A 13,686-nucleotide genomic window follows, 5' to 3' on the forward strand; every position below is an offset into this window, starting at 1 on the left:
GTCGTTTCGCCCGACGCGGACTCACTCGGGGGTGAGCGTCTGCGTCGGTGAGTGCAGTTTCTCCAGCGACTTTCCGTTGCCGAGGTACATGTGCACGCCGCACGGCAGGCACGGATCGAAACTGCGCACCGTGCGCATCACATCGATGCCCTTGAAGTGCTCGCGGTCGTTCTCCTCGAAGATCGGCTGGCCCTGCACCGCGTCCTCGTAGGGGCCGGGCGTGCCGTAGCTGTCGCGCGGGCTGGCATTCCACGGCGTCGGCGGATACGGGTGGTAGTTGGCGATCTTGCCGTCCCGGATCACCATGTGATGCGACAGCACGCCGCGCACCGCCTCGGTGAAGCCGCAGCCGATGCCTTCCTCGGGGACCTCGAACTTCTCCCAGGTCTTGGTGTGGCCGGCCCGGATCTCCGCCATCGCCTTCTCCGCGAAGTGCAGCGCGCAGGCCGCCGCGTACGCCTGGAAATAGGTGCGCGCGCGGTTGCGCTCGAGGGTGTTGCTGCCGTGCACCGGGATCTTCCACTCCAGCGTGACCGGACCTTTGAGCGCGGTCTTGGGCAGGTTGATCTGCACGCTGTTGCCGGTCGACTTCACGTACCCGATGTCGATCAGGTCGGCCAGCGCCGTAGACCACAGCCGGGCCAGCGGGCCGCCTCCGGTGTCCAGCGAGAGGTGGTCGGTGCCGTCGAACCAGCGTGGCGACATCACCCAGCTGTATTTCTCGTCCAGGTCTCGCTTCTGCGGCCGGGGGTTGGTGTGCTGGTTCCAGGGATGGCGCCGGTCCACCGGGTTGCCCAGCGGATCGGTCTTCACGAACATCTCCTGATCGGTCCAGTCCTCGTAGTACGAACTGCCCAGCAGGATCCGCAGGCCCAAGTTGATGTCGACCAGGGAGGTGGTCAGCAGTTTGCCGTCGACCACGACGCCGGGGGTGACGAACATCTTGCGGCCCCAGTCGGCCATGTCCTTGTACTCGAAATTGCAGAACTCCGGGTCCTGGAACGAGCCCCAGCAACCCAGCAGCGTGCGCCGCAGACCGACTTTCTCGTAACCCGGCAGCGCCTCGTAGAAGAAGTCGAACAGGTCGTCGTGCATCGGCACGACCTTCTTCATGAACTCCACATAGCGCATCAACCGGGACAGGTAGTCGGTCATCAACTGGATCGTCGCGACCGTGCCGGGTCCACCGGGATACAGCGTGGACGGGTGGACGTGCCTGCCTTCCATCAGGCAGAACATCTCCCTGGTGATCCGGCTGACCTGTAGCGCCTCCCGGTAGAACTCACCGGTGAACGGGTTGAGCGCCCGCATGATGTCGGCGATCGTGCGATACCCGTGGTCGCCCGCGTGCGGCGCCTCGGTGTTCTCCGCCCTGGCCAGCACGCCCGGGTTGGTCTCGGAGACCATCTTCTCGCAGTAGTCCACGCCGACCAGGTTCTCCTGGAAGATGTTGTGGTCGAACATGTACTCGGCGGCTTCGCCCAGGTTCACGACCCACTCGCCGAGGTGCGGCGGGCGCACGCCGTAGGCCATGTTCTGGCAGTAGCACGAACAGGTGGCGTGATTGTCACCGCAGATGCCGCAGATGCGGCTGGTGATGAAGTGCGCGTCGCGCGGGTCCTTGCCCTTCATGAAGATCGAATAGCCGCGGAAGATGGACGAGGTGCTGTGGCACTCGACCACTTCCCGGTTCTCGAAGTCGATTTTGGTGTAGATGCCGAGGCTGCCGACGATGCGGGTGATCGGGTCCCACGCCATCTCGACGAGACGGTCCGGCTCGATCGTCCGGTGCGACGGCTCCGGGATGATCTGTGTCATCAGAGATCCTCCTACCAAGTGCGGGTCGCGCCGGTCTCCAGCTTCCGGCCCCGGTGCCGCCAGTGCGGCTCCTTGTCGACGGTGCGTCCGGTGATGTGACGGAGGCTGCGGATCACCGATCCGTAGAGCCCCGATGCGCTGGACGAGAACTTCCCGCCGGGTGGTTCGTCCATGAACGGCATGAACTTGTCCGGGAAGCCCGGCATGGTGCAGCCGATGCAGATACCGCCGACGTTCGGGCAGCCGCCCAAGCCGTTGATCCAGCCGCGCTTGGGGACGTTGCACTTGACCACGGGCCCCCAGCAGCCGAGCTTCACGATGCATTTCGGCGAGCCGTACTCGGTGGCGAACTCACCCTGCTCGTAGTAGCCGGCCCGGTCGCAGCCCTCGTGCACGGTCGCCCCGAACAGCCACTTGGGCCGCAGCGCGTCGTCCAGCGGGATCATCGGCGCCTGTCCGGTCGCCATGTAGAGCAGATAGGTGAGCGTCTCCGACATGTTGTCCGGCTGAATCGGGCAGCCCGGCACGCACACGATCGGAATACCCGCCTTGCTCTTCCAGTCCCAGCCGAGGTAATCCGGCACGCCCATCGCGCCGGTCGGGTTGCCGGCCATCGCGTGGATGCCGCCGTAGGTCGCGCAGGTGCCCGCCGCCACGATGGCCGTGGCCTTCGGCGCGAGACGATCCAGCCATTCGCTGGTCGTCATGGGCTGTCCGGTGGCGGGATTGTTGCCGAACCCGCACCAGTAGCCCTCTTCCTTGAGTTGCTCGTTCGGGATCGAGCCTTCGACCACCAGAACGAACGGCTCGAGTTCCCCGCGGTCGGCTTTGAAGAACCACTCCAGGAAATCATCGGCGCCGCCGTTCGGGCCGCACTCGAAGTCGATGAGCGGCCAGTGCACGGCGATCTTGGGCAGACCGGGCAGGGCGCCGAGAGCGATTTCCTCGATGCTCGGCTGCGTGGCCGCCGTCAAGGCGACCGAGTCACCGTCACAACTGAGTCCGGCGTTGATCCAGAGAACGTGGATCAGCGTTTCTTCGGCTCGTACTGCTTCCTGAGTGGGCATGTCTCGCCACCTTCCGCAGCGGACCACCGGGGGCCGAATCTCGCCTTTCTCGAAGAAGGGGTCACCCGTGGATGTGATCCTGATCACTTCACCTTAAGCGCGCCCGGCGGCTTCCTCAAGAGCCGCCGAACCGGCCGCGCGACGCCGCTCGGCCAGCCAGTCATACCAGGTAGACAGGCCTGCACCGCTGCTCACGGACAGCGGAAGGACCTCGACGCCGGGATGTATCGAATGGATGTACTCCCGGCATCGGTCCAGATCGAAATCGACATACGGCAGCAGATCGGTCTTGTTCACCAACACCAGTCCCGCCGCCTGGAACATGTGCGGATACTTCAGCGGTTTGTCGGTCCCCTCGGTCACCGAGATGACGACCACCTTCTCCCGCTCCCCCAGGTCGAACAGCGCCGGGCAGACCAGATTGCCGACGTTCTCGACGAACAGCAGCGTGCCCGGCGCCGGGTCGAGCTTCTCCAGCGCGCGATACATCATCTCGGCGTCCAGGTGACATCCCGCGCCGGTGTTGACCTGCACGACCCGGCACCCCGTGGCCTGGATCCGTTCGGCGTCGAGCAATGTCGCCTGGTCGCCCTCGATCACCGCGATCGGAGTCCGGCCGGACTCGCGGATGGTGCGTTCCAGCAGACTGGTCTTGCCCGCGCCCGGCGAGCTGGTCATGTTGAGCGCGACGATGTCGCGCTCGGCCAGCCAAGCCCGGTTGCGCTGCGCCAGTTCGTCGTTCTTGGCCAGCACCTTCAGCTCCAGGCTGACGGTCTCGGTGGCGGGCACGTGGACGTGGTCGGCGTCCGGGCCGTGCGTGTGCTCATGGGGATGGGGGTGCTCATGGGCGTGGTCGTGCGCCTCGGAGTGCTGGTGGTCGTGCGGGACGCGAATCAGCGCGGCGGCGTCGTCGCCGCAACCGCAGGTTGCGCACATGCCTCACTCACCTCCATCGATCGGATACGCAGCTCGCGCCCGGCGCGGATCTCGACGTCGGCGCTGCCGCAGGGACACAGCAGGATCGGGTCCGGCAGCCGGAACTCGGCTCCGCAGGTCCGGCACGCCCCTACCCCGGGGATCTCCACCAGGACCAGCTGCGCGCCCTCGGCTACGGTCGCCTCGGCGGCGACTTCGAAACAGAACCGCATGGCCTCGGGTACGACGGCGCACAGCGCGCCGACCTCGACGGTGACGGAGTGCACCCGCCGGCCCGCCGCGTGCTCGCAGACGGCGTCGATGACGCTCTGCGTGATGGCCATCTCGTGCATCGCGACCTCGATTCCTCGAGCGGACAACCTTGAGGCTACTCCCGGGCAACCGCGGCGCGGACCCAATCTACGATGCTCGGCGAACGTATCTCCATGGCGTTACGCACGACGCCGACCGGGGCGTGCTATCGGTGAAGCCGCGGCCGGGATCCCCCTCCGGATCCCCGCCGCCCGGCAGCAAACATCTTGTGCATACCCGAGCACCGACCCGTCACACCTGCGCCGCCGCGGAAGCTCAGTCGTGGTCGACGGAGCTGTGGACCGCGCCGCTGTGCGCATCGATCGTCACGTCGTACCGCACGCCCGCGGGCGTGGTGAGCTCGACCTCCCAGACCGGGGTGCCGCGATCGAAGTCGAGTTCGGTGGACCGGACCCGCCCGCCGGGCACGGCCCGCACCGCCTTGTCGATCGCCTGCTGCCTGCTGATCCCGGTGTCGGCCACCAGCGACCAGTCCCCCGCGGACGAGCGGAAGGCGACGGTGTGATCGTCCGGCCCGCCGGTGGCGACAGCGGCCAGGGCCGCGCTGAGACCGACGACGACGGCCGCGACGGCCGTGCCGACGAGGAGCCAGCGAAGACCGGCGTAGGCACGGCGGAAAACGGTTGTCATGCGAAACCTCCTGCGGGAGTGCTGATTCGAATGCGACTACGGTGGCGCACGGAACTGAAGGCGAGCTGAAGCCACCTGAAGACGGTTTCAGGATCGGTCTGCCACTCTTGGTGGATGCGTCTGCTGATCGTGGAGGACGAGAAACGTCTGGCTCTCACACTGGCAAAAGGCTTGTCGGCCGAGGGATTTGCCGTGGATGTGGTGCACGACGGCGCCGAGGGGTTGCACCTGGCGACCACCACCGACTACGACCTGATCATCCTCGACATCATGCTGCCCGGTATGAACGGTTACCGGGTCTGCGCCGCGCTGCGCGCCGGGGGCCACGAGACACCGGTGCTCATGCTGACCGCGAAAGACGGCGAATACGACGAGGCCGAGGGGCTGGACACCGGAGCCGACGACTACCTCAGCAAGCCGTTCTCCTACCTCGTGCTGCTGGCCCGCATCCGCGCCCTGTTGCGCCGCCGAACCCGCGGCGGCGCACGGGTGCTGCGCGTCGGCGACCTGATCGTGGACCCGGGCACCCGGACCTGCCGCCGCGGCTCGCAGGACGTGACGCTCACCGCCAAGGAGTTCGCCGTGCTCGAGCACCTGGCCGTCCGCGCGGGGGAGGTGGTGTCGAAAGCCGATATCCTGCACCACGTCTGGGACTTCGCCTACGACGGCGATCCGAACATCGTCGAGGTCTACATCAGCACGTTGCGCCGCAAGATCGACGCGCCGTTCGGGCGCCGGACGATCACTACCGTCCGCGGCGCCGGATACCGGCTGGCAGCCGACCGTGCCTGAGCGGAGCAGGCGTGCGTGGTGGCGATCGGTCCGCACGCGCACCACGGTCGCGGCGACGGCGGTCGTCGCGGTGGCGCTGACGGCCGCCGGGCTCACGGTGCTGGCTGTGCTGCGACACAACCTGGTGCACAGCGCCGAATTGCAGGCGGAGACCACCGCGCGTGACGTGGCGACCCAGCTCGCCTCGGGCGCCGACCTCGCGCGATTGTCGCTTCCGGACGCCGAAGATCGACCGGTGCAGATCGTTTCGATCGACCGCCGAGTCCTCGCGGCCGCTGACGAACTCGCGGGGAAACCTCCGATGGCCGACTTCGGGCCCCTCGCGAAGGCCTCCGAGGACCGAGACGACGAGGACGACGCAGATGACGATGACGAGGACGAGGGGGAATCGGACGACGACGAAAGCCCCTCCCCGAGCACGGACCCCACGACGGCCGACGCGGAATTCGGCGACGTACGGCTGACGGTGGACACCGAGGACGGCCCGCACCCGTTCCGGGTCGCCGCCCTCGCGGTGACCGCCCCTGGCGGGCAGCCCGCCACCGTCTACGCGGGCTCCTCGCTGGAGACCGCCGACAGCGCGGTGGCGGACGCGCGGCGAGCGATGCTGATCGGCCTGCCGCCGCTGCTCGCCCTGGTCGCCCTGGTGACCTGGCTGGTCACCAGGCGCGCCCTGCGCCCGGTGGAGGCGATCCGCAGGCAGCTCGCCGAGATCATGGACGGCGATCTGTCCCGGCGCGTGCCCGAACCGGGCTCCCGCGACGAGATCGGCAGGCTGGCGACCACCACCAACGCGACGCTCGCCGCCCTGGAGGAATCCGGGGAGCGCCAGCGCCGGTTCATCGCCGACGCCGCCCACGAATTGCGCAGCCCCATTGCCAGCCTGCGCACCCAGCTCGAGGTAGCCCAGGCCCACCCCGACCTGTTGGAACTGGACGGCCTGATCGGCGACACCATCCGGCTGGAACACCTCGCGGCCGACCTGTTGCTCTTGGCCCGGCTCGACGCGGGCGAGCAACCGCGTGCGGATCGCGTGGACCTGACTGTGCTGGTTCGCGACGAACTGGAGCACCGTGCGGGCGACCGGGTGGCCGTGGAGATCGCGACACCGGAGGACGCCGTCGCGGTCACCGGCAGCCGTACCCAGCTCGCGCGCGTCCTGGGCAACCTCGTCGACAACGCCCAGCGGCATGCCGCGAGCATCGTGCGGGTAGCCGTGCAGCGCAGCGCCGCCGGGCGGGTGACATTGTCGGTCGGCGACGACGGCCCGGGTGTGCCGCCCGCCGATCGCGAGCGCATCTTCCAGCGGTTCGTCCGTTTGGACGACGCGCGCAGCCGCGACGAAGGCGGCGCGGGTCTGGGCCTGGCCATCGTCCGCGATGTCGTCGAGCGCCACGGGGGCACCATCCGGGTCATCGACGGCACGGCCGGCGGCGCCTGCTTCGTCGTAACCCTGCCCACTCGCGTCTGACTACCGCGCCCCTGTCAGCGGCGGTATCGACTCGGATTCGCTCAACCCCCAAGTGCGCTGCGCAAACGTTCGATGACGATCTTGCGGGCGGCCCGTCCTTCGGGGGTCGGCGTCAGTGGATAGACATGCGGCAGCCCCTGCCCGGCGTGATAGTCCACCGTGACTCCGGCGCGACGTGCCGCGTCCACCAGCAGGCGCGTGTCCGGGTGCAGGATGTCGTCGGTGCCGCAGAAGACCGTCAGCGGACCGAGCCCGCGCAGGTCGGCGGCGAGCGGACTGACCCTCGGGTCGGCTATCTCGAGGTCGCCCCGCCAGTGCTCGATGAGCACCCGAGTCCCCGCGACGCCCAGCCACGGGTCGCGGGGCTGCACGACCGGTATCTCCGGATTGCTCAGCGAGAGATCGAGGGCGGGTGCGATCAGCACGGCGCCCGGCAGCCGCACGCGATGCGCGTCCCGCAACACCACCGCGGCCGACAGAGCGATCTGTCCACCGGCGGAATCCCCTGCCAAACAGACGTTCCCGTAGGTTCCCCGGTTGGCGAGCACCAGGTCGACGAAGCCTTGGACGACTTGCGCGGCCGTCCCGAACGGAATCAGCGGGTAGATCGCGACAGTCACGGCCGCACCGGTTTCCGCGGCGACGGCCGCGCACAGTGCCCAATGCTGCGGTGCGATCTCGTGCACCCAGCCGCCACCGTGCGCGTACACGACATTCCCCCGGGGCCGCTGCCCGCGCGGAGTCAGCGTGTAGACCGGCCAGCCGCCGCGACGGTCCACCGTGATCGCCACATCCGCGCGCAGCCGGCGCGGCGGACCGTAGCGCCGGGGCCGCAGGCTCAGATCGCGAACGCGCTCCTGCGCCGCGCCGACGTCGACGAATACCCGGTTGGCGCGCGTCGCCTTCAAATATCCGCGCACGACCTGGTTGGCCAGACTCGGCATCGCATCTCCTCCACTTCGGGTGATGGACGGACGTCGAGTCCGCAGGCACCTCGGGAGGCGATTGTGCCCCAGGCAATGCCCGGACCGACGGCGGACGGCGGCCCGAGCGTGACCCGCGCGCTGTCAGGAGAGTTTCAGGCTCCGCCCGATGATCTCCTTCATGATCTCGGTCGTGCCACCGTAGATGGTCTGGATACGAGCGTCCATGTAGGCCTTCGCGATCGGGTATTCCTTCATGTAGCCGTATCCGCCGTGCAGTTGCAGGCAGCGGTTGATCAGGTCGAGCTGCTCCTCGGTGCTCCACCACTTGGCCATCGCCGCGTCCTCGGCGGTCAGCTTGCCCTCGTTGAGCAGTTCGATGAACTTGTCCACCATCAGGCGCACGGCGGTGGTCTTGGTAACCAGTTCGGCGAGCACGAAGCGGGTGTTCTGCAGCGCGCCGATCGGCTTGCCGAACGCCTTGCGGTCGCGGACGTACTGGACGGTCATGTCCAGGCAGGACTCCATGGCCGCCGCCGCCATGACGGCGATCGACAGCCGCTCCTGCGGCAGGTTCTGCATGAGGTGGACGAAGCCCATCCCCTCGGTGCCGAGCAGGTTCTTGCCGGGCACGCGCACGTCGGTGAAGCTCAGCTCGGCGGTGTCCTGGGCCTTGAGGCCGAGCTTGTCCAGGTTGCGGCCGCGCTCGAAGCCGGGCATTCCGCGCTCGACCACGAACAGGCTGAAGCCCATCGCGCCCTTCTCCGGGTCGGTCTGCGCCACCACGATCACGATGTCGGAGTTGATGCCGTTGGTGATGAAGGTCTTGGCGCCGTTGAGGATCCAGTCGTCCCCGTCGCGCACCGCGCGGGTCTTGATGCCCTGCAGATCCGAACCGGTGCCCGGTTCGGTCATCGCGATCGCGGTGATGATCTCGCCCGCGCAGAAACCGGGCAACCAGCGCTGCTTCTGCTCCTCGTCGGCCAGCTCGAGCAGGTAAGGCGCGATCACATCGTTGTGCAGCGAGAAGCCGAGACCGGAGTACTGGCCGCGCACCGACTCCTCCGAGACGATGGCGTTGTAGCGGAAATCCTTCACCCCGCCGCCGCCGTACTGCTCCGGCATGGCCATGCCGAGGAAGCCCTGCTTGCCCGCCTCGAGCCAGACCGCCCGGTCGACGATGCCCTGCTCCTCCCACTTCGCGTGATTCGGCGCGACGTGCTGATCGAGAAACTTGCGGAACGACTCCCGGAACAGTTCGTGTTCGGGCTCGAACAGTGTGCGTTCCACGCCAACCTCCTAGTGACCACACCGGCCGGTCCACACCGACCAGTCGTTGCCCATACCGTACCCGGAAGGAGAATCTCTGTTCACTTCTGGGGCCAGAACCATGGTCTCACCAGGAGCGGCGGCACGGGTCCGGATCAGCAGGCGAGATTCCCCGCAAACGATCGGAGACTCGGGAGCGGCGGGGGACGACAACGCCGGGCATCGCTGGATTCCGCCCCGATTCTTCGGCGAGGTCGGCCGATCGCGGCGTGGTGGCCGGTACCCGACAGCTCAAGACTGTCCGCTACCGGCTTTTTCCGCCGCTAGCGCCAGAGCCCGCGCCGGTCGGCGGCGAACACTCGAGCCGGCCCACCCATACGGAAGACCTGCGTGAGCGGGCGCTCTGATGCGCAACCGGATCACCACGGCCATCCCGCCGTCACCGACGCCTTCTGTGCCACCCGGCCCCGCGACAACTGGTGCATCACGAAGGCGCGGACCAATCCCACTCCGGCACCATCGCATGCGGCTGCGTCAATCCCGACGGGCCGACCTGCCGATCGAGTTCGCTGGACTCATGGCATCAGCGCGGCGAACCGGTCGTACCGACCGGATTCGGAGTGCATCCGACGTCGGCTTCCCCGGCTCGGCGGCGACTACACCGGAGCGACCCTATGCCCCCGCTCGGTCGGATCGGTAGTCACCGGATCGAGAGCTGGGATGGACCGGGCAGCGAACCGTCAGAGGTTCAGCCAACCCCGCACACGACCCACCAGGGTGCGGCCTCGGTCCCGGGCCCGTTCGGCGAAGAGGAAGTTCATCTCCTCCTCCAGCGCCTTGCGCACCACGTCGCGGAATTCGACCGCCGCGGCGTGCTTGTCGCCCGCGTCGCGCCAGGGCGCCGGGTCGATGGGCGCGCCCGCGGAGAAATAGAAGCGCTCCGGCCGCGGGATCACGGTGGGACCGACTCCGCGGATGAGCGGCGGGGTGAGGTCGCGGCTGAGGCCGAGCGCTTCCACGGTCCAGCGCAGCGGGCGCAGGATCGGATGGTCGCCGTCCACCACGATGTCGTAGGCGTCGTCGACGCCGATCATCGCGACCGGGACGATGGGCGCGCCCGCTTCGATGGCCATGCGCGCGAAGCCGCTGCGCCCCTCCCACTTCAGCAGGTATTTCTCGTTCTTGCGGCGCACCGCCTCCCTGCCGCCGCCGGGGAACACCATCACGGCCTCACCGCGCCGCAGCAGGGCCAGGCAGTTGGACCGAGTCCCGCGCACCGCGCCGTAGTGATGCAGCAGGTGACGTATACCGGGCACATTGATCAGCACGTTCTCGGCGAGACCGCGGATCAGGCGGCCGCGGCGGCGCAGCACCTCGGGCAGCAGCATCGGCGCGTCGATGCCGCCTAGCAGGTTGTGGTTACCGACCAGCAGCACGGGGCCGTCGGCCGGGATGTTCTCCAGGCCGTAGAAACGCGGGCTGGTCCACGCGCGCAGCGGCGCGAGCAGGGTGTCGATCACCCGCAGATCGGTGTCGGTCAGCGCGACCGAGAGCGGCGCACCGTCGGTGAGCGCCGGATCGGTGCTGCTCGCGACGCCGGAGCGCCGGGTGCGGGAATCGGAGCGGGCGTCCGACATGAACCCTCCTGGTGTCGATTCGATGACGATAGCGCAACGAAATCGACTGCGTCGCACCGGATGTGCGCGTCATATCGCGACACGCTCATTTGGTCGAGCGACCAGCTCATTCATCCGTCCCGGCAAGCCCGTCGCGAACTGGCAAGTCATCGCCCGCCGAGACGCCCATACCGAGGCTCACTCACCGCACGGAAGCCATATGGCAGCCGCACAACCGCGGCCGGAGCGCCCCGGGCTGACTGTGCACACGTGACGAGGCACGGGCGACCAGCGGCGGCGCCCACCGCCGCCGCTGGGCCGAGTCCTCGCACGGAGTGGCTTACTCGCCGGACTCCCCCGTGCCCGCGTGCGCGTACTCCGACAGGGCGGCCGCCAGGGCGTGCGGGACGCGCGCGTGAACGCGGGTTCCGCCCTCCTCATGGTGGGAGTCGAAGATCCGGCCGTCGGCGTGGATGCGGGCGAGCAGGTCGCCGCGCGTGTACGGCAGCAGCACGCTGATCTCCACGTCCAGCCCGCCGAGCATTTCGGCGAGCCGCTCGCGCAGCGCGTCGATGCCACGCCCGGTGTGCGCGGACACGAACGACGCGTCCGGCAGCAGCGCGCGCAGGTTGGTGAGCTCGGTCGGCCCCATCGCGTCGGTCTTGTTCACCACCAGCAATTCCGGCGGGGCGGGCGTGCCGGATTCCTTGATCACGTCCGTGATCACCTCGCGGACGGCCTTGATCTGCTCGGCGGGCAGTGCGTCGGAACCGTCCACCACGTGCAGCAGCAGATCGGCACCGGTCACCTCCTCCAAGGTGGAACGGAACGCCTCGACCAGTTGCGTGGGCAGATGCCGCACGAAGCCGACGGTGTCGGTGAAGACGACCTCGCGCCCGTCGTCCAACTCCGCCCGGCGGGTGGTCGGGTCGAGGGTGGCGAACAGCGCGTCCTGGACCAGCAGGCCCGCGCCGGTGAGCTTGTTCATCAGGCTCGACTTGCCTGCGTTGGTGTAGCCGACGATCGCGACGGACGGGATGCCGCTGGAGTTGCGGCGCGCCCGCATGGTGTCGCGCGCGGTCTTCATCTCCCGGATCTCCCGGCGCAGCTTGGCCATGCGCTCGCGGATGCGACGACGGTCGGTTTCGATCTTGGTCTCACCGGGACCACGCAGACCCACGCCGCCGTTGCTGCCCGCGCGGCCACCGGCCTGACGGGACATCGACTCGCCCCAACCGCGCAGCCTGGGCAGCATGTACTCCATCTGTGCCAGCGAGACCTGCGCCTTGCCCTCTCGGGAGGTGGCGTGCTGGGCGAAGATGTCCAGGATCAACGCGGTCCGGTCGACCACCTTGACCTTGACCACCTTCTCCAGGGCGGTCAGCTGCGCCGGAGTGAGTTCGCCGTCGCAGATGACGGTGTCCGCGCCGGTCTCCAGTACGACCGAACGCAACTCCTCGGCCTTGCCGGAGCCGATGTAGGTGGCCGGATCCGGCCGGTCGCGGCGCTGGATCAGCGCTTCGAGCACCTCGGAGCCCGCGGTCTCGGCGAGCGCCGCCAGCTCGGCCATGCTCGCCTCGGCCTGCGCGGCGGTACCCGCGGTCCAGACACCGACCAGCACGACGCGCTCCAGGCGCAGCTGCCGGTACTCGACCTCGGTGATGTCGGCCAGCTCGGTGGACAGGCCCGCCACACGCCGCAGCGAGCTGCGGTCTTCCAGTTGCAGCTCGCCCACGGTGGGATCGGCCGACCAGCCGGACCGCTGCATCCGCGCGGCGTGTTCGGCGACCACGTCGCCGGTCACCGCGTCGTCGCCGGTCACGGCGTCGTCGGGCGCCTCGGCAGCGCGATCGTTCGCGTCCGCCGGAGTGAATTCATACGTCTCTGATTTCCTCATACACCATCCATGCTGCCACGACATCACCGCAGCACGCACGCGGTTATCGAAGGGCGGCGCTCACAGCCCGTCCCACCACGATCCGGCGAGGCGGCCCGCGGCCACCAGAACCGACGGCCCGCGCAGCCACGCCGAGCCGCGCTCCAGCCCGACGGTCAGCTCACCGCCGGGCACCCGGACCGTCACCCGGCCGGTGTCCGCGGCGATCCGGAAGCCGTCGGCGGCCAGCGCCGCTGCGGCCGCGGCGACGGTTCCCGTTCCGCAGGAACGGGTTTCGCCCACACCGCGCTCGTAGACCCGCATGTCGACCGAACCATCGGCGTCCAGCGCGGTGACGATCTCGACGTTGACCCCGTGCGGGAAGAGGTCCGGATCGAAGCCGGGCGCCACGGTCAGGTCGAGCTTCCCGAGCGCGTCCGCCGACATCCCCGGATCGACACAGGCCAGATGCGGATTACCGACGTCGATGCCGATGCCGGGCAGCGCCCAGCCCGCGAGGGTCGCGGTGGACGCGCCGAGTTCGCGCACCGGCCCCATCCCGACGGTGACGTCGCCGATGACCGAGTTCCCGGCATGCACCGTCACCGGGCGCGCGCCTGCGCGGCTGCCGACGACGAAACTGTCGCGGGTCTCCAGTCCCGACACGTTCAGGTAGTGCGCGAACACGCGCACGCCGTTGCCGCACATCTCGGCGATCGAACCGTCGGCGTTGCGGTAGTCCATGAACCAGTCGTCGGCGCCGATGCCTTCCGGGATCTCCGTGAGTACCCCGGCGGCCAGCAGCGCACCGGCGCGCGCGACCCGCAGCACGCCGTCCGCGCCGAGGCCGCGGCGGCGATCGCAGAGCGCGCCGACCCGCGCGGCCGTCAGCGCCAGGTCGGCCTCCTGGTCCGGCAGCACCACGAAATCGTTCTGGGTGCCATGGCCCTTGGTGAACTCGATATCCGGCACGGGC

The 13,686-nt window shown here is 68.7% G+C and carries 12 protein-coding genes; 2 read left to right on the forward strand and 10 right to left on the reverse strand.

Annotated elements, in window-relative coordinates:
• Positions 1-21: 21 nt before the first annotated feature.
• The 5 genes from ABZ420_RS01380 to ABZ420_RS01400 form a co-directional block, all read right to left on the reverse strand.
• Positions 22-1,818: a nickel-dependent hydrogenase large subunit gene (locus tag ABZ420_RS01380; protein ID WP_357115956.1), complete on the reverse strand. Its 1,797-nt coding sequence runs from the start codon at positions 1,816-1,818 to the stop codon at positions 22-24.
• Positions 1,819-1,829: 11 nt separating this feature from the next.
• On the reverse strand, positions 1,830-2,885 hold the full coding sequence (locus tag ABZ420_RS01385) for a hydrogenase expression protein HypE (RefSeq protein ID WP_357115958.1): 1,056 nt from the start codon (positions 2,883-2,885) through the stop codon (positions 1,830-1,832).
• 93 nt (positions 2,886-2,978) lie between these two features.
• The gene (gene hypB, locus ABZ420_RS01390; protein ID WP_357034103.1) at positions 2,979-3,821 is read right to left on the reverse strand and encodes a hydrogenase nickel incorporation protein HypB; all 843 of its coding nucleotides are present in this window, start codon (positions 3,819-3,821) and stop codon (positions 2,979-2,981) included.
• Positions 3,779-4,153, reverse strand: a complete 375-nt coding sequence (locus ABZ420_RS01395; RefSeq protein ID WP_357115960.1) for a hydrogenase maturation nickel metallochaperone HypA — start codon at positions 4,151-4,153, stop codon at positions 3,779-3,781. The genes hypB and ABZ420_RS01395 overlap by 43 nt, the downstream gene beginning before the upstream one ends.
• A 235-nt stretch (positions 4,154-4,388) precedes the next feature.
• The gene (locus tag ABZ420_RS01400) at positions 4,389-4,763 is read right to left on the reverse strand and encodes a PepSY domain-containing protein (RefSeq protein ID WP_357115962.1); all 375 of its coding nucleotides are present in this window, start codon (positions 4,761-4,763) and stop codon (positions 4,389-4,391) included.
• 114 nt (positions 4,764-4,877) lie between these two features.
• Here ABZ420_RS01400 and ABZ420_RS01405 point away from each other — a divergent pair, with 114 nt between their 5' ends.
• Positions 4,878-5,555, forward strand: a complete 678-nt coding sequence (locus ABZ420_RS01405) for a response regulator transcription factor (protein WP_040867915.1) — start codon at positions 4,878-4,880, stop codon at positions 5,553-5,555.
• The gene (locus ABZ420_RS01410) at positions 5,548-7,026 is read left to right on the forward strand and encodes a HAMP domain-containing sensor histidine kinase (protein WP_357115964.1); all 1,479 of its coding nucleotides are present in this window, start codon (positions 5,548-5,550) and stop codon (positions 7,024-7,026) included. The genes ABZ420_RS01405 and ABZ420_RS01410 overlap by 8 nt, the downstream gene beginning before the upstream one ends.
• A gap of 41 nt (positions 7,027-7,067) precedes the next feature.
• On the opposite strand, the gene ABZ420_RS01415 is transcribed toward ABZ420_RS01410, so the two are convergent.
• From ABZ420_RS01415 to dapF, 5 genes are all read right to left on the reverse strand, one after another.
• Complete coding sequence (locus tag ABZ420_RS01415; protein ID WP_357115966.1) at positions 7,068-7,970, reverse strand: alpha/beta hydrolase; 903 nt, start codon at positions 7,968-7,970, stop codon at positions 7,068-7,070.
• A 123-nt stretch (positions 7,971-8,093) separates the two neighbouring features.
• Entirely contained in the window at positions 8,094-9,239 is a 1,146-nt protein-coding gene (locus ABZ420_RS01420) for an acyl-CoA dehydrogenase family protein (RefSeq protein ID WP_357115968.1), read from the reverse strand.
• A 719-nt stretch (positions 9,240-9,958) separates the two neighbouring features.
• On the reverse strand, positions 9,959-10,855 hold the full coding sequence (locus ABZ420_RS01425) for a lysophospholipid acyltransferase family protein (protein WP_357115970.1): 897 nt from the start codon (positions 10,853-10,855) through the stop codon (positions 9,959-9,961).
• A gap of 319 nt (positions 10,856-11,174) precedes the next feature.
• On the reverse strand, positions 11,175-12,602 hold the full coding sequence (gene hflX / locus ABZ420_RS01430) for a GTPase HflX (protein WP_357116448.1): 1,428 nt from the start codon (positions 12,600-12,602) through the stop codon (positions 11,175-11,177).
• A gap of 189 nt (positions 12,603-12,791) precedes the next feature.
• Positions 12,792-13,673 (reverse strand): diaminopimelate epimerase, encoded by an 882-nt coding sequence (dapF, locus tag ABZ420_RS01435; RefSeq protein ID WP_357116449.1) that lies wholly within the window; start codon positions 13,671-13,673, stop codon positions 12,792-12,794.
• Positions 13,674-13,686 lie beyond the last annotated feature (13 nt).

Source organism: Nocardia sp. NPDC005745, from assembly GCF_040630775.1.
GTDB lineage: Bacteria > Actinomycetota > Actinomycetes > Mycobacteriales > Mycobacteriaceae > Nocardia.

Bases quoted from the DNA above. Each gene is read 5' to 3' on its own strand.
- ABZ420_RS01380 (WP_357115956.1), bottom strand. From the start codon at position 1,818: ATGACACAGATCATCCCGGAGCCGTCGCACCGGACGATCGAGCCGGAC.
- ABZ420_RS01385 (WP_357115958.1), bottom strand. From the start codon at position 2,885: ATGCCCACTCAGGAAGCAGTACGAGCCGAAGAAACGCTGATCCACGTT.
- hypB (WP_357034103.1), bottom strand. From the start codon at position 3,821: ATGTGCGCAACCTGCGGTTGCGGCGACGACGCCGCCGCGCTGATTCGC.
- ABZ420_RS01395 (WP_357115960.1), bottom strand. From the start codon at position 4,153: ATGCACGAGATGGCCATCACGCAGAGCGTCATCGACGCCGTCTGCGAG.
- ABZ420_RS01400 (WP_357115962.1), bottom strand. From the start codon at position 4,763: ATGACAACCGTTTTCCGCCGTGCCTACGCCGGTCTTCGCTGGCTCCTC.
- ABZ420_RS01405 (WP_040867915.1), top strand. From the start codon at position 4,878: ATGCGTCTGCTGATCGTGGAGGACGAGAAACGTCTGGCTCTCACACTG.
- ABZ420_RS01415 (WP_357115966.1), bottom strand. From the start codon at position 7,970: ATGCCGAGTCTGGCCAACCAGGTCGTGCGCGGATATTTGAAGGCGACG.
- ABZ420_RS01425 (WP_357115970.1), bottom strand. From the start codon at position 10,855: ATGTCGGACGCCCGCTCCGATTCCCGCACCCGGCGCTCCGGCGTCGCG.
- hflX (WP_357116448.1), bottom strand. From the start codon at position 12,602: ATGCAGCGGTCCGGCTGGTCGGCCGATCCCACCGTGGGCGAGCTGCAA.